The sequence below is a fragment of the Pseudomonas sp. DG56-2 genome (genome assembly GCF_004803755.1).
In the GTDB taxonomy this organism is placed as follows: Bacteria; Pseudomonadota; Gammaproteobacteria; order Pseudomonadales; family Pseudomonadaceae; genus Aquipseudomonas; species Aquipseudomonas auratipiscis.
The window spans coordinates 5,181,122-5,201,421 of record NZ_CP032311.1; the positions used below are offsets into that span (position 1 = coordinate 5,181,122).

General features: G+C 60.2%; 14 protein-coding genes. 13 read left to right on the forward strand and 1 reads right to left on the reverse strand.

All coding sequences use genetic code 11. From position 1 onward, the window contains the following. The gene (locus tag D3Z90_RS23805; protein ID WP_136478328.1) at nt 1–1,074 is read right to left on the reverse strand and encodes a DUF2333 family protein; all 1,074 of its coding nucleotides are present in this window, start codon (nt 1,072–1,074) and stop codon (nt 1–3) included. A gap of 281 nt (nt 1,075–1,355) precedes the next feature. Here D3Z90_RS23805 and D3Z90_RS23810 point away from each other — a divergent pair, with 281 nt between their 5' ends. The 13 genes from D3Z90_RS23810 (at nt 1,356) to D3Z90_RS23870 (ending at nt 20,272) form a co-directional block, all read left to right on the forward strand. After that, complete coding sequence (locus tag D3Z90_RS23810; RefSeq protein WP_136478329.1) at nt 1,356–2,969, forward strand: PleD family two-component system response regulator; 1,614 nt, start codon at nt 1,356–1,358, stop codon at nt 2,967–2,969. 1,294 nt (nt 2,970–4,263) lie between these two features. Next, complete coding sequence (locus D3Z90_RS27485) at nt 4,264–5,043, forward strand: methyl-accepting chemotaxis protein (protein ID WP_371922336.1); 780 nt, start codon at nt 4,264–4,266, stop codon at nt 5,041–5,043. A 109-nt stretch (nt 5,044–5,152) separates the two neighbouring features. Next, a complete protein-coding gene (locus D3Z90_RS23820) occupies nt 5,153–6,946 on the forward strand; it encodes a protein-disulfide reductase DsbD (RefSeq protein WP_136479037.1) in 1,794 nt (597 codons plus the stop codon). A 173-nt stretch (nt 6,947–7,119) separates the two neighbouring features. Continuing rightward, nucleotides 7,120–7,572: a type II 3-dehydroquinate dehydratase gene (gene aroQ / locus D3Z90_RS23825; protein WP_136478331.1), complete on the forward strand. Its 453-nt coding sequence runs from the start codon at nt 7,120–7,122 to the stop codon at nt 7,570–7,572. 98 nt (nt 7,573–7,670) lie between these two features. Next, nucleotides 7,671–8,129: an acetyl-CoA carboxylase biotin carboxyl carrier protein gene (gene accB / locus D3Z90_RS23830; protein ID WP_136478332.1), complete on the forward strand. Its 459-nt coding sequence runs from the start codon at nt 7,671–7,673 to the stop codon at nt 8,127–8,129. 17 nt (nt 8,130–8,146) lie between these two features. Beyond that, entirely contained in the window at nt 8,147–9,502 is a 1,356-nt protein-coding gene (accC, locus tag D3Z90_RS23835) for an acetyl-CoA carboxylase biotin carboxylase subunit (RefSeq protein ID WP_136478333.1), read from the forward strand. A gap of 950 nt (nt 9,503–10,452) precedes the next feature. Then, nucleotides 10,453–11,331 (forward strand): 50S ribosomal protein L11 methyltransferase, encoded by an 879-nt coding sequence (prmA, locus tag D3Z90_RS23840; protein ID WP_136478334.1) that lies wholly within the window; start codon nt 10,453–10,455, stop codon nt 11,329–11,331. Nucleotides 11,332–11,371: 40 nt separating this feature from the next. Further along, nucleotides 11,372–12,658 (forward strand): DUF3426 domain-containing protein, encoded by a 1,287-nt coding sequence (locus tag D3Z90_RS23845; protein ID WP_136478335.1) that lies wholly within the window; start codon nt 11,372–11,374, stop codon nt 12,656–12,658. 222 nt (nt 12,659–12,880) lie between these two features. Then, nucleotides 12,881–13,894, forward strand: a complete 1,014-nt coding sequence (gene dusB, locus D3Z90_RS23850; protein ID WP_136478336.1) for a tRNA dihydrouridine synthase DusB — start codon at nt 12,881–12,883, stop codon at nt 13,892–13,894. Next, entirely contained in the window at nt 13,891–14,211 is a 321-nt protein-coding gene (fis, locus tag D3Z90_RS23855) for a DNA-binding transcriptional regulator Fis (RefSeq protein WP_003186237.1), read from the forward strand. The genes dusB and fis overlap by 4 nt, the downstream gene beginning before the upstream one ends. An 82-nt stretch (nt 14,212–14,293) precedes the next feature. Beyond that, nucleotides 14,294–15,901, forward strand: coding sequence for a bifunctional phosphoribosylaminoimidazolecarboxamide formyltransferase/IMP cyclohydrolase (gene purH, locus D3Z90_RS23860; protein ID WP_136478337.1), 1,608 nt, complete (start codon nt 14,294–14,296; stop codon nt 15,899–15,901). Between the two features lie 168 nt (nt 15,902–16,069). Beyond that, nucleotides 16,070–17,365 (forward strand): phosphoribosylamine--glycine ligase, encoded by a 1,296-nt coding sequence (gene purD / locus D3Z90_RS23865; RefSeq protein WP_136478338.1) that lies wholly within the window; start codon nt 16,070–16,072, stop codon nt 17,363–17,365. A gap of 135 nt (nt 17,366–17,500) precedes the next feature. Continuing rightward, on the forward strand, nt 17,501–20,272 hold the full coding sequence (locus tag D3Z90_RS23870; RefSeq protein WP_136478339.1) for a hybrid sensor histidine kinase/response regulator: 2,772 nt from the start codon (nt 17,501–17,503) through the stop codon (nt 20,270–20,272). The last annotated feature ends 28 nt before the right edge of the window (nt 20,273–20,300 follow it).

Below are 20,300 nucleotides of genomic sequence, written 5' to 3' on the forward strand. Positions count from 1 at the left end.
TCAGCCTTGGGACAGCAGTTGGCGCAGGTCGATCACCGCGGCGTTGGCACGCGAAATGTAGTTGGCCATGACCAGCGAGTGGTTGGCCCACATGCCGAAGCCACTGCCGTTGAGCACCATTGGGCTCCACAGCGGCTCCTGGGAAGCCTCCAGCTCGCGAATGATCTGGCGTACGCTGACCGTAGCGTTCTTCTTCGCCAGGACATCGGCAAAGTCCACCTCGATGGCGCGCAGCAGGTGCGACAGCGCCCAAGCCTGACCACGGGCTTCATAGAAGACGTTGTCGATCTGCAGCCAAGGCGTTTCTACCACTTCTTCGTCCAGTTGCGGCGCCTGGCCGGCGACCACTGTCTCGGTTTTCAGGCTGCTGTTGAGCTTGACCCGACCGACGCTGGCCGACAGACGCTGCGAGAGTGAACCCAGACGGGTGGCAACGTCGCCCAGCCAGTTGTTGAGGTTATCGGCACGGGTATAAAACAGCGCGCCCTGCTGATCCGGGGAAGCCAGACGTTTCTGGTAGCGGCTCAGGGAGTTGATGCCTTCCTGGAACTCCGATTCGCTCGACGGCAGGATCCAGCTCTTGTTGTCGAAGTTGAAGCGTGGCTCGGCCTTGGCCAGATCAGCATCTTCAGTCGACTGCGATTGCGAACGGGCGAAATCTTTGCGCAGTGCCCGGCTCAGGTCACGGACCTGGACCAGTACGCCGTACTCCCAGCTCGGCATATTGTCCATCCACAATCCTGGTGGAAAGCGGTCGTTGGAAATGTAACCACCCGGCTTGTTGAGCAAGGTGCCAGCAACGGTTTTCAGGGTTTCAACGGTGGTGTAGCCAACCACCATCTGCTGGCCGGTCTTCTCGGCGGCAGCCTGGGCATTCTGCTGGACGGGGAACAAGTCCGGTTCGGCACTCCAGTACCAGCCCAGACCGATGCACACCAACAGATACAAGCCAATCAGCGTGCCCAGGGCTCGGCTGAAGAACAACCCGCCGAAATAACTGCGAGTGGCTGCACTGCGCGGCTCTACCCGCTCACGCGCCTCGGCTTTGCCTGTACGGTTTTTCCAATCCAGCATGGCGTTGTCCTTTCTGTCACGTCGGTTCAAGGGGTTCGACCGCAACCCCCGGGCTTCGTGCCAGCGCTGTACGGTTTTTCCGCGCGCGCCGCCTGCCGGGGTCGGCAAGTATCGCTGCACTATAAATCAAGGAGGTCGGTTCGCATAAGCGACTATCGAGTCAACAAATGAATAAGCAAACCTATACAGATAATTGATACAAGACACTCGATTGTCCGGCAAGTGGTGCTAGCATAGAGCCATTACTCGAACTGCCTCACCCTTAAATAAGTAGTCAGGACATGACCGAGCTAGAAGACCCCAATCGTGAGCGCCTCAAACAGCACTTTGCCCAGCGGGTCATTCACCAGGCTAGGCAGATCCTGGAAATCTGGCAGCGCCTGCAGCGCAGCGAGTGGTCGACTGGCGATCTGGGTGAGCTGTGCGAGGCCAACCTGCGCCTGCAACGCTACGCAGAACGGTTCGAACAGCCCGAACACAGTCAATTGGCCGAGGCCATCGGCCAAACCTTGGCGGCGGTCGAGGCCAACAGCGCACGCTTGAGCAGTACCCTCATCAGTGAGCTGAACCGCTTGATGCAGCGCTTGTCGCGCACCGGCCTGCGCCAGGGCGACCTGCTTGAACAGGTACCGTTACCGCCCCTGCGCAAGCCGGTCTACATCATGCTCCAGGACCACGACCGCGCAGAACGTCTGGCTCAACAATTGGAATTCTTCGGCCTGGGTGTACAAGCCCTGTACAGCGCCGATGCCTTCCGCGCCTCCATGAGCGAGCGCTTGCCGTCGGTCATTGTCATGGATGTCGACTTCACGGGCAGCGGCGTTGGCCTGCAATTGGCAGCCCAGGCCCAGCAAGGTCTGGAACAACGCGTACCGCTTTTGTTCTTCAGCCTGCATGAAACCGACACACCCACGCGGCTTGCCGCAGTGCGCGCCGGGGGCCAGGAGTTTCTGACCGGCACGCTGGAAGCCTCCAGCCTGCTGGAGAAGGTTGAATTGCTCACCAGTGTCACCCAATACGAGCCTTTCAAGGTGCTGATCATCGACGACTCCCGGGCCCAGGCCATGCACACCGAGCGATTGCTCAACAGTGCCGGTATCGTCACCCGGGCGCTCACTGATCCGATCCGTACCATGGCCGAACTGGCCGATTTCCAGCCCGACCTGATCATCCTCGACATGTATATGCCTGACTGCACCGGCACGGAACTGGCCAAGGTGATTCGCCACAATGACCGTTATGTCAGCGTGCCAATCATCTATTTGTCAGCCGAGGATGACCTCGACAAGCAACTCGACGCCATGAGCGAAGGCGGCGATGACTTCCTGACCAAGCCGATCCGATCACGCCACCTGATTACCACGGTGCGCAACCGCGCCGCGCGGGCACGCAATCTGAAGGCACGGATGGTTCGCGACAGCCTCACCGGTCTGTATAACCACACACATATCCTGCAACTGCTCGAAGACTGCAGTTTCCGCGCTCGACGCGAAGAACAGCCGCTGAGCTTTGCCATGCTCGACATCGACCACTTCAAGAAGGTCAACGACAGCCACGGTCACCCGATGGGTGATCGTGTGATCAAAAGCCTGGCACTGTTTCTCAAACAGCGTTTGCGCAAGACCGACTTCATCGGTCGCTACGGTGGAGAAGAGTTCGCCATCGTAATGCCCAATACCGACCTGAGCGCCGCCCATAAGGTGCTCGACGAGATCCGTCGGCGCTTTGCCGAGATCCACTATCCTGCTCAACCCAAGGATCTTTTCTGCACTTTCAGCGCCGGCGTGGTGCAGTTGAGCGATGAGCTCGATGCCCTGAGCATGGCCACCTCTGCCGATGAAGCGCTGTACCGAGCCAAAGGTGCCGGGCGCAATCGGGTACAGCGCGTCGATTAAATAAGGCAAAGTGCCACTTTTTTTTAACATCAGGCCATGCTTCGTCATAACCCGGTCATAAAAACGCAATAACTTCAGGGGCTTACCATTCGACCGTTGGTAGATCCTGCGCATGCGCCTGAAGCTGCTTACCAATTTCAATACCCTGTTGCTGGTAACCGTCTGTATCGCCCTGGGCGCTACATTATGGTGGTCTCAGCGCGCGCTGGAACGCCCTTACCTGATCATGGAGCGTTATCTGTCACTGTCGCAGCAGTTTCAGAACCAGGCGGCCCGCAATATCCTCGATTACCTCAACAGCGGTGATGCCCTGCGCCATGCTGCTGCGGTCCAAGCGACCACTGCGCTGCAAGAGCAGCTTGCGCAACTCCCGGCAACGCTGGCCGCGTCCTTGCGCCCAAGCCTGGACAGCCTGCAGGGTTTTGCGGGCAACGAACTCCTGGCCGCCGGCAAGTTGGCGGCAGATCCGCAGGCGTTATTGCTTCAGGCAGAGCGCGAGCTGGGGGCAAGCCTCGAACAATTGGCCGGCTACGCTCAAGCCAGCAGCAGTAGCGATGCCCCACGTTATTGGACACCGCTGTTCCAGGCGTCGTTGCACCTTTCGCGGTTGTCGCTTGCCCGCGACAAGCTGGTCAGCAGTGGCCGTAGCGAGCTGGCGGACGAGGTGGAACGCGAGCTTCAGCAAATCATCGCCCAGGCCCAGGCACTCGATGAACTGCCGCTGCTTGGCGTCAGTGCCGCACGGGAGTCGAACGCCGATGACTTTGCTGCCCTCATGGGGCTGGAGACCCAGGCCAGCAGTGAGACCGAAGACACCGGCGTTGCCCTCAAGCGCGAGCTGAACAGCCTGCTCAAGCGCTACCCCGGTGAGTTGCAGCGCACCCGCGAGCAAATCCAGCGCCGCAGCGGGCTGGCCGAACGCACACACCAACAACTTGATGCCATGCAACAGTCCATTGCTGCACTTGAACCTGAAGTACGCAGCCAGCACGCCGCGATCAACGCTGAAGTGCGGCTGATCCAAGGTTTGATGATTGCTCTGATCCTGGTGATCGCGCTCCTGATCGACACGTTGCAACGGCGCCTGGCACGGGTACTCACCAACCTGGCTCCGGCCCTTTCGCGCTGGGCCGAAGGTAATTTCGCTGACGCCATCGCACTGGGCAAAAGCAACCGCGAAATGCACGACATCCAGGATTCACTCAATCGCCTGCGCTTGTACCTGGTGGATCTGGTCGGGACCCTTCGCAACAATGCCGAACAAGTGGCCGGCAGTAGTCGTGCCTTGGCGGGTATGAGCAGCGCGTTGCACGCTGGCGCCGAACGCCAGGCCGCTGACACCGCGCAGATACGTGATGCCTTGGGCGAGTTGGAGGCCACCATCTCTCAAGTGGCTGGCGATGCCAGTCATGCCGCCGACGCCAGCCATGATGCCGGGCATGCGGTGCAGCAAAGCCAGGTGGTGATCGGCCAGAGTCTGACCGGCCTGCACGCGCTGGTTGATGAAGTGCAAGGCAACGCACAGATGATCGAACAACTGGCCGAAGAGTCGGCCACCATCGGAGGGGTACTCACCGTCATTCGCTCGATTGCCGAACAAACCAACCTGCTGGCCTTGAACGCGGCAATTGAAGCGGCGCGGGCCGGAGAAATGGGCCGTGGTTTTGCCGTGGTCGCAGAAGAGGTGCGCTCACTGGCGCAGCGTACTACCGGGGCTACCGGTGAAATCCAGACCTTGATCGGCCGTTTGCAGCTTGCTGCACGCGAGTCTGTACAAGGTATGCGCGCCCAGCTCGAACATGCTGAAGCCACGGCTGGCCAGGCACAGGCGGCCGATGGCGCACTGGATGAAATTGTCGCAGCGATCCAGACCATTTCCGCGACTGCAGTGCGTATTGCCGATGTGACCGCGCAACAAAGCGGCGCGGTCAGCGAGATTCGCGACCACAGCGAGCGCATTCATGATTTGGGCGAAGACAACCTTCAACGCATTGGTGAAGGCCGTGAACAGGGTGAGCAATTGCTCAGGTTGGGCGGCGAACTGAATACCGCCGTGCGGGCGTTTCGGCTGTAGTGCCATAGCGCAGGCAAGGCCTGTGCCCACCAGAGCGCAAATCGCCGGCCGCCTGCTGCGCTGGCAAAACTTCGTTATCATGCAGGCTGTTCTGTACAGCGAGACCGCCATGCGCCGCCTGTTTTGCCTGATTTTCCTGGTCCTGGCCCTGCCCGCCTTCGGTGCCGGCCTGCTCGACAACCGCCCCAGTGCGACGCTGGGAGCGGCATCCCTGAACAACAGCGCCGACTTCCTGCCGGTGCACGAAGCGTTCAAACTGAGTGTGATCCAAAGCGATGCGCAAACCATCAAATTGCGTTTTGTCGCTACCGATGGCTACTACTTGTACCGTCATCGCTTCCAATTTCGCACCGAGCCCGCGGACATCGTCCTGGGCGCAGCGCAGATCCCGCCTGGTGAAGCCAAGCACGACGAGTTCTTCGGCGATGTCGAGGTTTACCACGGCATCCTTGATATCGATATTCCCCGCCCGGCGACCGAGCAGCGTGCCTTTACCTTGCTGGTGGGCTACCAGGGCTGTGCCGATAAAGGCTTGTGCTATCCACCGGAAACCGCACGCCTGAGCATCGATGGCAGCGCTGTCGCTCCTGCTGCCATCGATGCTCCGCAGGTGGATACAAACGCCTGGACCTGGAAAGAGCTATTGTTGTTTTTCCTCGCTGGGGTCGGCCTGACCTTTACTCCGTGCGTATTGCCCATGCTGCCGATTCTCTCCGGCGTGGTTCTGCGCGGACAGGTGGGTGGTTGGCGCGGCTTCAGTCTGTCGCTGGCCTACGTGCTACCGATGGCCGCCTGTTTCGCTGTGCTCGGTGCCTTGATGGGGCTGTTCGGCGCAGGCATGAACCTGCAGGCGCGCCTGCAGTCGGCCTGGGTGCTAGTGCCTTTTTCGCTGTTCTTTGTAGTGTTTGCGCTGGCGATGTTCGGTCTCTTCGAACTAAAGCTGCCGCACGCCATCAGTAATCGTCTCGAGCGACTTGTTGGCCAGACCAAGGGCGGCTCGCTGCTCGGTGCGGCCGTGCTCGGCGTGTTCTCAAGTCTGCTGGTTTCACCTTGCGTGTCGGCACCGCTGGCCGGAGCCTTGCTCTATATCAGCGCCAGTGGCGATGCCCTGGGCGGCGCGCTGAAACTGTTCGCCCTGGGCTTGGGTATGGGCGCGCCACTGCTGTTGGTCGCGACAGGCGGGGCGGCCTGGCTACCGAAAAGCGGTCCTTGGTTGGTTACCGTGAAAAACGCCATCGGCGTGCTATTGCTGGGCTTGGCCATCGGCCTGCTCAGCCGGGTACTGCCTGGCCAGATCACCCTGCTGCTGGTGGGCTTGCTGAGTGCTGGCGTTGCCGTGTTCCTTGGCGCCCTGGAGTTCACAGTAAAAACCACGCGCCAGCGCTTGGCCCAATTACTGGGCCTTTTGCTGCTGGTCTATGCCCTGGCCTGCTGGTATGGCGCATTAAGTGGCCAGACCGATCCTCTGCGGCCTTTGCCACACGCCACAGCATCGGCCTCGGGCGCGGTCACCCAGGCCAGTAACCACAACGACTGGCAGACCGTGACCACCCCGGCAGCCCTCGACAGCGCCCTGGCTCAGGCCAAGGCTGCAGCGAAACCGGTGGTGCTGGACTGGTACGCCGACTGGTGCATCAGTTGCAAGGTCATCGAGCACGAGGTGCTGACCGCCCCGGCGGTGCAACGTCAGCTTGAGAAGTACACCCTGGTGCGCTTCGACATGACAGAAAGCAACGCCGACCAACGTGCCTTGCTCGACCGCTACCAGTTGTTCGGCCCTCCCGCCCTTTTGTTCTTTGATGCGAACGGCAGCGAAAAAACCAGCGCTCGAGTAGTAGGAGAGACAAACGCCGGCGAATTTGCCGAGCATCTGACGCGCATTGGCGGCGATCTGGGTCTATAACTTCTTCTGGCTGCCGAAATGCCATCAGCAATGACCGAAATTAATAAATTAGTCACATATTTGGCGTGAATCTCGGTCATCGTGCTGGCTATTGTCGGCAACTGGACACTGCCCGCCGGTTTACGGCATAGTCGCCGCGCAACGTTTGTGCCTAACGATAAAAGGAAACACAGATGGCAACGCTTCTGGTGCTGCACGGCCCCAACCTGAACCTGCTTGGCACCCGCGAACCGGGGGTCTATGGCGCCATTACCCTGGCTCAGATCAACCAGGACCTGGAGCAGCGGGCTCGCGCCGCCGGCCATCACCTGCAGTATCTGCAAAGCAATGCCGAGTACGAATTGATCGACCGCATCCATGCCGCGCGCGGCGAGGGAGTCGATTTTATCCTGATCAATCCGGCTGCTTTCACACATACAAGCGTCGCATTACGTGACGCATTGCTGGCTGTGAGCATCCCATTCATCGAAGTGCATCTCTCTAACGTGCACAAGCGTGAACCTTTTCGCCATCACTCCTACTTTTCAGATGTTGCTGTAGGCGTGATCTGCGGCCTGGGCGCCAGCGGTTATCGGCTGGCCCTGGAGTCTGCCCTGGAACACCTGGCTGCTAACGCAAAGCCCTGATGACGAGAACCTGGCCTGTAGGCCGGGGCTCACAAGAAACGTTTGCTAACACGTTTTTATATTTACGCCCCTGACCGAACCTTGGGAGTTGATGATTAATGGATATCCGTAAAGTCAAGAAGCTGATCGAACTGCTGGAAGAATCTGGCATCGACGAACTGGAGATCAAGGAAGGCGAAGAATCCGTACGGATCAGCCGTCACAGCAAGACTCCAGCGCAACAGTACTACGCTCCGGCTCCAGTCGCCGCTGCTCCAGTTGCCGCGCCTGCTGCTGCCGCAGCACCTGCCGCCGCCGAAGCACCTGCCGCGCCTAAACTGAACGGCACCGTTGCGCGTTCGCCAATGGTCGGCACCTTCTACCGTAAAGCCTCGCCTACTTCGCCAGCCTTTGTCGAAGTCGGCCAGACCGTGAAGAAAGGCGACACCCTGTGCATCGTCGAAGCCATGAAAATGATGAACCACATCGAAGCTGAAGCCAGCGGTGTGATCGAATCCATTCTGGTAGAAGACGGTCAGCCGGTTGAGTACGACCAGCCGCTGTTCACCATCGTTTGAACCGCGGAGAGCCAACGATGTCTGCGAAGCTGGAAAAAGTCCTGATTGCCAACCGCGGGGAAATTGCCCTGCGGATCCTGCGTGCCTGCAAAGAGATGGGCATCAAGACCGTCGCCGTACACTCCACGGCCGACCGTGAACTGATGCACCTGGGCCTGGCCGACGAATCGGTTTGCATTGGTCCGGCGTCCTCCAAGGACTCCTACCTGCATATCCCGGCGATCATCGCCGCCGCAGAAGTCACCGGCGCAACCGCCATTCACCCAGGCTACGGCTTCCTCGCGGAAAACGCCGACTTCGCCGAGCAGGTGGAAAACTCCGGCTTCGCCTTCATCGGCCCGAAAGCTGACACCATTCGCCTGATGGGTGACAAGGTTTCGGCCAAGGACGCGATGATCAAGACTGGCGTTCCGACTGTCCCGGGCTCCGACGGCCCGTTGCCGGAAGACGAAGAAACCGCGCTGGCTATCGCCCGCGAGGTTGGCTACCCGGTGATCATCAAGGCCGCCGGTGGTGGTGGTGGTCGCGGCATGCGCGTTGTGCACAAGGAAGAGGACCTGATTGCCTCGGCCAAGCTGACACGCACCGAAGCAGGCGCTGCGTTCGGTAACCCGATGGTCTACCTCGAGAAGTTCCTGACCAACCCACGTCACGTGGAAGTTCAAGTCCTGTCCGACGGTCAAGGCAATGCCGTACACCTGGGTGATCGCGACTGCTCACTGCAGCGCCGCCACCAAAAGGTTCTGGAAGAAGCGCCGGCGCCAGGTATCGACGAAAAAGCCCGCCAGGAAGTCTTCAAGCGCTGCGTCGATGCGTGCATCGAGATTGGCTACCGCGGCGCCGGCACCTTCGAGTTCCTCTACGAAAACGGTCGTTTCTACTTCATCGAAATGAACACCCGTGTTCAGGTGGAGCACCCGGTTTCGGAAATGGTCACCGGTATCGACATCGTCAAGGAGATGCTCAGCATCGCCGCAGGCAACAAGCTGTCGTTCACTCAGGATGACGTGGTAATTCGTGGTCACTCCCTGGAGTGCCGGATCAACGCCGAAGACCCACGCAAGTTCATCCCGAGCCCTGGCACCGTCAAGCATTTCCACGCTCCAGGCGGCAACGGCGTTCGCGTCGATTCGCACCTGTACAGCGGCTACGCGGTACCGCCGAACTACGACTCGCTGATCGGCAAGCTGATCACCTACGGCAAAGACCGCGACGAAGCCATGGCACGCATGCGCAATGCCCTGGACGAAATCGTCGTCGACGGCATCAAGACCAACATCCCGCTGCACCGCGACCTGGTGCGTGATGAAGGTTTCTGCAAAGGTGGCGTAAACATTCACTATCTGGAACACAAACTGGCTAACCAGGAGTGATTCGGCAAGTGATGTAAAAAAGACCCCGGTCCATTGACCGGGGTCTTTTTTTGGTTGTTCGCGGAATTCCGGGAACTACGCACCGGGCCTGCTAGCTGGTGAGCACCGGAATGTGGCTCGAGTGGCGATGGGCATATCCGTTTGATGTGGTGGCACCACTGGCTGGTTTCGCCTTTACGGCGACCCACTTTTGTCGGGGCAAAAGTGGGCAAAACCCTTGTCCCTGCATTCGGCCCTGCGCTGCGCTCCGGGTTCCCTCATTCCACCCTTGCTCCCGCGGGGAGCGCGCCGAAGGGCCGTCCTGGCCCTGCGGCGCTCGCCGGCCATCCATGGCCGTCGCCCCACTGCGCAAGGGTTCCATTCGGCCTACTGAAGGGACGATTTGTGGCGTCTGCACGATTTGTGTAGGGAGAAGCACAGCAACGGCACCGGCAACAGCGAGGCGTTGGTGTGCAGCTTTTGCTTTTGATCTGGCTCTTCGTACATCGCCAGCCCAGACACCCTGGATCGTCCCTTCAGTAGGCTGAGTGCAGGTATTGCGTAGTCGGGTGCAGGCCATGGATGGCCTGCGAGCACCGTAGGGCCAGGACGGCCCTTCGGTGCGGTCCCGACGGGAGCAATGCCGGAGCGAAGGGACCCGGAGCGCAGCGTAGGGCCGGATGCAGGGACACACGGTTTTGGTTCCTTTTGCCAAGACAAAAGGGACCCGCCGTAAGGGCGGAAGGGGCCAACAGCGGCGCCGCATTGAATGGATAAGCTCGCAGACTCAAATCCCAGCCCAGCCCCAAGATCATACCCCCGGGATTCCGTGAAGAACCTTTTTTTTGCACCCGATTTTTCAGCACACCGCAGCAGGCGATGCATTTCCACAAACCGCCTCCACTCAAGTAAACTGGCGGGCTTCGCGCAGCCTTGAGCTGCCCCAGTAGATTTTTCCAAAGGTGCCCGCCATGCCTTGGCTGCAAGTACGTCTGGCCATCAGCCCGGAACAAGCCGAAACCTATGAAGATGCCCTGCTCGAAGTAGGCGCGGTTTCGGTCACCTTCATGGACGCCGAAGATCAGCCGATTTTCGAACCGGACCTCAACACCACACCGTTGTGGTCGCACACGCACCTGCTGGCGCTGTTCGAGGCCGATACCGATGCCGACGCCGTGTTCGCTCACCTGCAACTGCTGACCGACGCCGCATTGCCCGAGCACCAGGCAGAGGTCATCGAAGACCAGGATTGGGAACGAAGCTGGATGGACAACTTCCAGCCGATGCGTTTCGGTCAACGCCTGTGGATCGTGCCAAGCTGGCATACCGCGCCGGAGCCAGACGCCGTCAACCTGTTGCTCGATCCTGGGCTTGCCTTCGGCACAGGCACCCACCCGACCACCGCCCTGTGCCTTGAGTGGCTGGACGGCCAGGACCTGAAAGACGCGCAGGTGCTCGACTTCGGTTGTGGTTCCGGGATTCTGGCCATCGCTTCGCTGCTACTTGGCGCCCGCGAAGCCGTGGGCACTGACATCGATGTACAGGCCCTGGAAGCCTCCCGCGACAATGCCGGACGCAATGGCATTGCCGACGAGAAGTTCGCCTTGTACCTGCCAGAACACATGCCGGCCATGCAGGCTGATGTGCTGGTCGCCAACATTCTGGCCGGCCCACTGGTTTCCCTGGCGCCGCAATTGTCGACGCTGGTCCGCCCAGGCGGCCTGCTGGCACTTTCCGGAATCCTCGCCGAGCAAGGCGAAGAGGTTGCCGCAGCCTACGCCAAGGACTTCGATCTCGATCCGATCACCGTTCGTGACGGCTGGGTACGCATCAGTGGTCGTCGCCGTTAAGCGCGCCTAGAATAAACTTCTGTATAACCCGGACCGCCGCATGACCGACAGTTTCGTCACCCAGTGCCCGCATTGCCAGACCAGCTTTCGCGTCAACCACAACCAGTTGAGCGTGGCGCGCGGCGTGGTGCGTTGCGGCGCCTGCCTGCAGGTGTTCAACGCTGCCAAACAGCTGTTGGAGCAAAGTGCGGCGCAACAACCTGTGGTCGAACCCACTAGCGTTGAGCCAGCAGTGCCAGCACCTACACCGACTCCCTCTCCCGCGGCGCCTGCCAGTACGCGCGGATGGAGCGCTGCCGAGCTGGACCTCGACCAGCTTGACCTGGACCAGGAGCTGGCGCGCCTGGAACAACGCGAAATCCAGCCGACCACCGAGTTCAGGGCCGTTCCACCTCGCGAGGAAAGCCTCAGTGCCCAGCGCGACGAGCCGGAGAGCGACGACCAGCACTGGCCCGACAGCCTGTTCAGCACCCCAGCCAGCGAGCGCGCCCCCGTGGCCGAGCCAGACGAGCCCCAGCCGCTGATTGAGCAAGAACCACTGGACCTCGCGCCAGCACCGGGCGAGCGCACCGAGCCGTCGTTATCGCTGGATCCGGACACTCTCGACGACGATCTGGACGAAACCCCGCATCGTTCCCAGCCAATTTCAGCCGATCCTGATGAAATGCCTGGCGAGCGCCTGTCGGCCAAAGCGCCCGAGGACGATCTCGACACCCTCGACAGCGACCTTGATGAGCGCCGCGAACCCGGCTTGGGCGCGGTATCAAACCGTCCCGTGCGTAAAGAGCCGATGCTTGACTTGGTCGACGATCCGCTGCAACTGGATTGGCAAAAGCCCAAAGCACACTGGGGTAAGCGTGTACTGTGGATCCTGCTGGTGCTGCTGGCCGCGGCCGCCTTGGCGGGTCAGTACATCTGGTATCACTTCGATGAACTGGCGCGCCAGGACCAGTATCGCCCGTGGTTCCAGCAGATCTGCCCGCAGGTGGGCTGCAAGGTGCCTTCACGCGTCGACATCGAGCGGATCAAAAGCAGCAACCTGGTGGTACGCAGTCACCCGGACTTCAATGGCGCCCTGATCGTCGATGCAATCATCTACAACCGTGCGCCCTTCTCCCAGCCGTTTCCTTTGCTGGAACTGCGCTTCGCCGACCTCAATGGTCAATTGATTGCCAGCCGGCGCTTCAAACCCGCCGAGTATCTCAGCGGAGAACTGGCCGGCAAGGGTGAAATGCCTAGCCAGGTACCGATCCACATTGCCCTGGACATCCTCGATCCGGGGCCCAAGGCGGTCAACTACAGCTTGAGCTTCCGCTCGCCGGAATGAGCGGGGCAGTTGCAAGCTGCGAGCTGCAAGCCACAAGAAAAGTCGGCCACACACCGATCTGCCTTGGCTTGCAGCTTGATGCTTGGCGCTTACAACTTCGCGGCCTAACGCCGCAGTTGTTCAGATTTTATCCAAATCTATCTTTATCCGGTCACCGAGAGCGGGTATCATGCCCACCCTTTTTCGAACTCTAATGATCCGGCCCCACAACAGGGAACTCCTATGTCGGCGGTACGCATCGGCCCATATACACTGCAGAACAACCTGATCCTCGCGCCAATGGCCGGGGTCACGGATCAACCCTTTCGTCAGTTGTGCCGACGAATGGGCGCAGGCCTGGTGGTGTCGGAGATGGTCAGCAGTGACATGAGCTTGTGGAACAGCCGCAAGTCGCGTCTGCGCATGATTCACGAAGGTGATCCCGAGCCACGCTCGGTACAGATCGCCGGTGGAGACGCACAGATGCTCGCCGCTGCAGCACGAGCCAATGTCGAGGCCGGGGCACAGATCATTGATATCAATATGGGCTGTCCGGCAAAAAAAGTCTGCAACAAGGCTGCAGGCTCTGCTTTATTGAAAGATGAAGCTCTGGTCAGTGAGATCCTCCATGCGGTAGTTGCCGCCGTGGATGTGCCGGTCACACTGAAAATCCGCACAGGTTGGGACAGAGCGAACAAGAACGGCCTGATAGTGGCAAAGATTGCCGAACAGGCCGGGATCCAGGCACTGGCGGTACACGGACGAACCCGCGCCGACCTTTACACCGGTGACGCCGAGTACGACACCATCGCTGCAATCAAGCAGGCGGTGTCGATCCCGGTTTTTGCCAATGGCGATATCACTTCGCCAGAAAAGGCCCGGGAAGTGCTTCACGCGACCGGAGCCGACGGCCTGTTGATTGGCCGGGCAGCCCAAGGGCGGCCATGGATTTTTCGCGAGATCGAGCATTACCTGCGCACCGGTGAGCAATTACCGGCGCCGCAGTTGAAAGAAGTGGAAAGCATTTTGCTGGAGCACCTGACTGCACTGCACGCCTTTTACGGCGATGTGATGGGCGTACGCATCGCCCGCAAGCATGTCGGCTGGTACTTGGCAACGCTTCCGGGCGCCAAGGAGTTTCGCGCCCAGTTCAATCGTTTGGAAGATACGCAAGCGCAGTGCGCCGACGTTCGCGGCTTTTTCCGCGATCGTGAACAGAGCCTTGAGACAGAGGACGGACAAGGGGTGGCCGCATGACGATGATGACCGAGACTTTAGTGAGTGGAACAACGCCCGTGAGCGACAACGTCAACCTGAAACAGCACCTGAATACACCGAGCGAAGAAGGCCAAACCCTTCGCGGCAGTGTGGAAAAGGCGCTGCACAACTATTTCGCCCATCTTGAGGGCGCGGCCGTCACGGACGTGTACAACCTGGTGCTCTCGGAAGTCGAAGCGCCGCTGCTCGAAAGCGTAATGAATTACGTTAAGGGTAACCAGACCAAGGCCAGCGAGCTGCTCGGACTCAACCGAGGCACCTTGCGAAAAAAGCTTAAGCAGTACGATTTGTTGTAAGCAAGCATCCAAACCAGAAAAGGCGGCTCCCATTCGATGAGGTCGCCTTTTTTGCTGACTCCACCGCGTTATGGAATCTGAAATGACCGACCAGACTACCCGCCTGCCGATCCGCCGCGCTTTGATCAGTGTCTCCGACAAGACCGGAATTCTTGAGTTCGCCCGTGAGCTGCAACAGCTCGGCGTCGAGATCCTGTCCACTGGCGGCACCTTCAAGCTGCTCCAGGACAACGGCGTTGCCGCGGTGGAAGTTGCCGACTACACCGGCTTTGCCGAAATGATGGACGGCCGGGTCAAGACCCTGCACCCGAAAATCCACGGCGGTATCCTTGGCCGTCGCGGCACCGACGACGCCATCATGGCCGAGCACGGCATCAAGCCAATCGATCTGGTCGCGGTCAACCTCTACCCATTCGAAGCCACCATCTCCAAACCGGGTTGTGACCTGCCTACCGCCATCGAGAACATCGATATCGGTGGCCCGACCATGGTTCGCTCGGCAGCCAAGAACCACAAGGACGTCGCCATCGTCGTCAACGCCAGTGACTATGCCCAGGTGCTCGAAGGCCTGAAGGCCGGTGGCCTGACCTACGCCCAGCGTTTCGACCTGATGCTCAAGGCCTTCGAACACACGGCCGCCTACGACGGCATGATCGCCAATTACATGGGCACCGTTAACCAAACGGCTGAAACCCTGAGCACTGAAGGCCGCAGCGAATTCCCGCGCACCTTCAACAGCCAGTTCGTCAAGGCTCAGGAAATGCGCTACGGCGAGAACCCGCACCAGAGCGCGGCGTTCTATGTCGAAGCCAAGCCTGCCGAGGCCGGTATCGCTACCGCCGTGCAGTTGCAAGGCAAAGAACTTTCGTACAACAACGTGGCCGATACCGACGCTGCGCTGGAATGCGTGAAGAGCTTCGTCAAGCCAGCCTGTGTCATCGTCAAGCACGCCAACCCGTGCGGCGTAGCCGTAAGCCCGGACGCCGAAGGCGGTATCCGCCAGGCCTACGAGCTGGCCTATGCGACCGATACCGAATCGGCATTCGGCGGCATCATCGCCTTTAACCGCGAGCTGGACGCCGAAACCGCCAAGGCCATCGTCGAGCGTCAGTTCGTCGAAGTGATCATTGCGCCAAGCGTCAGCGACGAAGCCCGTGCCGTGGTAGCCGCTAAAGCCAACGTACGCCTGCTCGCTTGCGGCGAATGGACGGCCGAGCGCGCTGCTGCCTGGGACTTCAAGCGCGTAACTGGCGGCCTGCTGGTACAGAGCCGCGACATTGGCATGATCGGTGCCGATGACCTCAAGGTTGTCACCCAGCGTGCGCCGACCGAGCAGGAAATCCACGACCTGATCTTCGCCTGGAAAGTGGCCAAGTACGTCAAGTCCAACGCCATCGTCTACGCCAAGAACCGCCAGACCATCGGTGTCGGCGCAGGCCAGATGAGCCGCGTCAACTCCGCTCGTATCGCTGCAATCAAAGCTGAGCATGCTGGCCTGCAGGTGCAGGGCGCAGTCATGGCATCGGATGCTTTCTTCCCGTTCCGTGACGGTATCGATAACGCGGCTAAAGTGGGTATCACTGCGGTAATCCAGCCAGGCGGCTCGATGCGTGATGCCGAAGTGATTGCTGCAGCTGACGAGGCCGGTATCGCCATGGTCTTCACCGGCATGCGCCACTTCCGTCACTAAGTGAGCCTGCGGCACGCTTCAAGCTGCAAGCTGCAAGAAGTGCGCATCGCGTCGCATCTTCTTGCAGTTGCAGCCCCTTAAATTTCAGCGTTGCAAGCTACACAAAAGGGCCGCATTGGCTGCTTTGACCTCTAGCTTGCAGCTCGCAGCTTCTCCGAAGGAGCCTTCATGAATATTTTGATTATCGGTAGCGGCGGTCGTGAACACGCGCTGGCCTGGAAAGTCGCTCAGGACCCACGAGTCGAGAAAGTTTTCGTAGCGCCTGGCAATGCCGGCACAGCCATCGAAGCCAAGTGCGAGAACGTCGACATCGACGTCACTGCCCTGGAACAACTGGCCGACTTCGCCGAACAGAACGTCGCCCTGACCATCGTTGGCCCTGAAGGTCCGTTGGTTGCCGGTGTCGTTGATTTGTTCCGCAGCCGCGGCCTGGACTGCTTCGGTCCAACCAAGGGCGCAGCCCAACTGGAAGGCTCCAAGGCGTTCACCAAGGACTTCCTGGCCCGCCACAAGATCCCTACAGCCGACTACCAGAACTTCACCGAGGTCGAGCCTGCCCTGGCTTACCTGCGTGAAAAAGGCGCTCCGATCGTGATCAAAGCCGACGGTCTGGCCGCCGGTAAAGGCGTGATCGTCGCCATGACCCTGGCCGAAGCCGAAGACGCCGTACGCGACATGCTTGCTGGCAACGCTTTCGGTGACGCCGGTTCGCGCGTGGTTATCGAAGAGTTCCTCGACGGCGAAGAAGCCAGCTTCATCGTCATGGTCGATGGTGAAAACGTACTACCAATGGCCACCAGCCAGGACCACAAACGTGTTGGCGACGGCGATACCGGCCCGAACACCGGCGGCATGGGTGCCTACTCGCCTGCCCCGGTTGTCACTGCCGAAGTACACCAGCGCGTGATGGACCTGGTGATCTGGCCGACCGTGCGTGGCATGGCTGCAGAGGGCAATGTCTATACCGGCTTCCTGTATGCCGGTTTGATGATCGACAAGGCCGGTAACCCGAAAGTCATCGAATTCAACTGCCGCTTCGGCGATCCGGAAACCCAGCCAATCATGCTGCGCCTGGAGTCGAGCCTGGTGCTGCTGATCGAGGCCGCATTTGCCAAGGCCCTGAACAAGGTCGAAGCGCAGTGGAACCCGCAGCCTAGCCTGGGTGTTGTCCTGGCCGCTGGCGGCTATCCGGGTGACTACAGCAAAGGTGCTGTCATCAACGGTCTGGACGCTGCCGCCAAACTGGCCGGCAAGGTATTCCACGCCGGTACTGCCCTGAAGGACGGCAACGTGGTTGCCACCGGTGGCCGGGTACTCTGTGCCACGGCCATGGGCGAAACCGTCGAGGCTGCGCAACAGCAGGCCTACCGCCTGGCCGCAGAAATCAACTGGGAAGGCAGCTTCTACCGCAAGGACATCGGCTACCGCGCCATTGCCCGCGAACGCGGTGAACACCAGCAGTAACAAAGCGCCAGAAAGCAGCGCTGCCAACGGCACCCTGCTTCCAGCCTGTCGACAGGGCCCCACGTGGGCCTTGCCTTCACCTTGGCGCGCCGCGCATAGTTATCATTCGGCACTTTGCTAAGAAGGGATCTCGTCGTGCGTTGGCTCAGGATCGCCATAGGCCTCACCGTCAGTTTGCTGACAATGCTCTGCCTGTTTCCGGCTGCGGCCGAACAAGGCAGTGGCTGGGCCGTTTTGCTCGACGAACAGGCAAGCCTGCAACTCAGTGACGTACGCTCCGAACGCTACCGCACGCAATTCAGCCCCCTCCAGCTAGACCAACTCGATGCCGCAACGCCAAACGAGGCGCTGTGGTTGCATTACCGCCTGGACCCCGGACAGCACGAACAATTGCTGCGGGTCTTTGCACCGGATCTCTCCCGCCTGGACCTGTATGCCCTGGACGGCGATCACCTGGTAAAACACATACACAATGGCCAGGTCTCCGATAATGGTGAACTGAGTGTTCGCAGCAGCGACCATCAGCTGGCGCTGCCCAACAGTTCACGCACGCTGGACATCTACCTGCGACTGGTGTCCGAGCACCAACTGCGCCCTAGCATCAGCCTCGAGCCTGCCACCAAGGTCGCCGCAGACCAACGCCAGACCCTGATGTTCGGTCTGTTGTTCGGTTGCCTGCTGATGCTGATGCTGCACAACCTCATCCGCTTTGCCTATTCGCGCTCCTCAACCAGCTTGAGCCTGGCGGCGTATCACGGGCTGATGCTGCTCAGCGCCCTGATCCTGCTCAACCTCAGTGGCCCGTGGTGGAGTCTCTGGCACTCCGCTCAGACCCCGGCAGCCTACCTTACGGCGCTGCTGGCGAGCCTGGCCGGGCTGACCTTTACCCTGCGTTTTTTTGCCCCCTGCGGCCAACCGCGCCTGAGCCGTCTGCTGCAGGCAGAAATGATCCTGATCGGGCTCTGCGGCTTGCTGCTGCTGTTTGTCGATACCCTGCCGCTGAACCTGATGACCTACGTGCTGTTTGCCCTGGGTAGCGTGAGCATGCTGCTTATTGCCGGTTACCACTGGTACAAGGGCTATGCGCCTGCACGCATGTTCGCCTTGGCGATGCTGCTCTTCAACCTGGGCTGCCTGGTGGTTCTCCCTGCGTTGCTCGGGCTGACCCGCACGCCGACACAATGGTTGCTGTTCACGTTGCTGGGCTTGACCAGCCTGAGCGGATTGCTGCTCAACCTGTCAGTCAGCGAGCGCTTGCGGCGGATCAGCGAGGAACGCTTCAGCGCCAGTCGCGAACTGGCAGCCAGCAACGCCGAAATCAACGCCAAGGCCGAGTTCCTGGCCAAGATCAGCCATGAAATCCGTACGCCCATGAATGGCGTACTGGGCATGACCGAGTTGCTGCTGGGCACCCCCCTGTCGGTAAAGCAACGTGACTATGTGCAGACCATCCATAGTGCAGGTAACGAGCTGCTCACCCTGATCAACGAAATTCTCGATATTTCCAAGCTTGAATCGGGGCAGATCGAACTCGACGATGTGCAGTTCGACCTCAACGCACTGATCGAAGATTGCCTGAGTATTTTCCGCGCCAAGGCCGAGCAGCAGAACATAGAGCTGATCAGTTTCACCCAGCCACAAGTGCCAAGGGTCATCAGTGGCGACCCGACACGCCTGCGCCAGGCGCTGCTGAGCCTTTTGGAAAACGCCCTGAAAAAGACCGAGCAGGGCGAAATCCTCCTGGTTGTGGCACTCGATCAACGCGGCAGCTCACCGCGCCTGCGCATCGCTGTGCAGGACAGCGGCGAGGCCATGGCACCCGGCGAGCGTGAGGCACTGCTGCAGGCCGAACTGCACAGCAAGAATTTCCTTTCCAGCAATAAACTGGGCGGGCATCTGGGCCTGGTCATTGCCAAGCAACTGATAGCCCTGATGCAGGGCGAATTCGGTATCAAGGCCAACCATGGCCTGGGCAACACCTTGTGGCTGACCTTGCCGCTGGACCCGCAACGTCTCGAACAGCCTGCCGCCGACCTCGATGGCCCGCTGCGCGGCGCCCGGGTACTGGTGGTGGATGACAACGACACCTGTCGCAAGGTCCTGGTGCAGCAGTGCAGTGCCTGGGGCATGAACGTCAGCGCCGTGCCTTCCGGCAAGGAAGCCCTGGCCATGTTGCGCACCAAGGCACACCTGCGCGACTACTTCGATGCCGTGCTGCTTGACCAGAACATGCCAGGCATGACCGGCATGCAATTGGCCGCCAAGATCAAAGAAGACCCGAGCCTGAACCACGACATTCTGCTGATCATGCTCACTGGCATCAGCAATGCACCAAGCAAGGTGATTGCACGCAATGCGGGGGTCAAACGAATCCTGGCCAAACCGGTCGCGGGCTACACCCTCAAGACCACCCTGGCGGAGGAGCTGTCGCAGCGCAGCAAAGACCAGCCGATCATCCCGGCTCCGGTAAACCTCGGCACGCCGCTGCATCTGCCCAGTGATTTCCGCATTCTGGTGGCTGAAGACAACAGTATTTCCACCAAGGTCATCCGCGGCATGCTTGGCAAACTCAGCCTGGAGCCCGATACCGCCAGCAACGGTGAAGAAGCGCTGCAATTGATGAAGGCCCACCGCTATGACCTGGTGTTGATGGATTGCGAAATGCCCGTGCTCGACGGCTTCTCCGCTACGCAGCAATTACGCATCTGGGAAATCAGCACTCAGCGCAAGCGCACGCCCGTGGTGGCCCTGACTGCGCACATCCTGGCCGAGCACAAGGAGCGCGCACGACTGGCCGGCATGGATGGCCACATGGCCAAGCCGGTAGAACTGTCACAGTTGCGTGCATTGATCGAGCATTGGGTTGCACACCGAGAAGCGGAAACCAATGAGATACCAACCTCTTGAGCGCGACAGGCGCTGATACACTTGCTTG

Excerpts from the sequence above, each read along its gene's own strand:
- D3Z90_RS23805 (WP_136478328.1), bottom strand. The coding sequence starts at position 1,074 with ATGCTGGATTGGAAAAACCGTACAGGCAAAGCCGAGGCGCGTGAGCGG.
- D3Z90_RS23810 (WP_136478329.1), top strand. The coding sequence starts at position 1,356 with ATGACCGAGCTAGAAGACCCCAATCGTGAGCGCCTCAAACAGCACTTT.
- D3Z90_RS27485 (WP_371922336.1), top strand. The coding sequence starts at position 4,264 with ATGAGCAGCGCGTTGCACGCTGGCGCCGAACGCCAGGCCGCTGACACC.
- D3Z90_RS23820 (WP_136479037.1), top strand. The coding sequence starts at position 5,153 with ATGCGCCGCCTGTTTTGCCTGATTTTCCTGGTCCTGGCCCTGCCCGCC.
- aroQ (WP_136478331.1), top strand. The coding sequence starts at position 7,120 with ATGGCAACGCTTCTGGTGCTGCACGGCCCCAACCTGAACCTGCTTGGC.
- accB (WP_136478332.1), top strand. The coding sequence starts at position 7,671 with ATGGATATCCGTAAAGTCAAGAAGCTGATCGAACTGCTGGAAGAATCT.
- accC (WP_136478333.1), top strand. The coding sequence starts at position 8,147 with ATGTCTGCGAAGCTGGAAAAAGTCCTGATTGCCAACCGCGGGGAAATT.
- prmA (WP_136478334.1), top strand. The coding sequence starts at position 10,453 with ATGCCTTGGCTGCAAGTACGTCTGGCCATCAGCCCGGAACAAGCCGAA.
- D3Z90_RS23845 (WP_136478335.1), top strand. The coding sequence starts at position 11,372 with ATGACCGACAGTTTCGTCACCCAGTGCCCGCATTGCCAGACCAGCTTT.
- dusB (WP_136478336.1), top strand. The coding sequence starts at position 12,881 with ATGTCGGCGGTACGCATCGGCCCATATACACTGCAGAACAACCTGATC.
- fis (WP_003186237.1), top strand. The coding sequence starts at position 13,891 with ATGACGATGATGACCGAGACTTTAGTGAGTGGAACAACGCCCGTGAGC.
- purH (WP_136478337.1), top strand. The coding sequence starts at position 14,294 with ATGACCGACCAGACTACCCGCCTGCCGATCCGCCGCGCTTTGATCAGT.
- purD (WP_136478338.1), top strand. The coding sequence starts at position 16,070 with ATGAATATTTTGATTATCGGTAGCGGCGGTCGTGAACACGCGCTGGCC.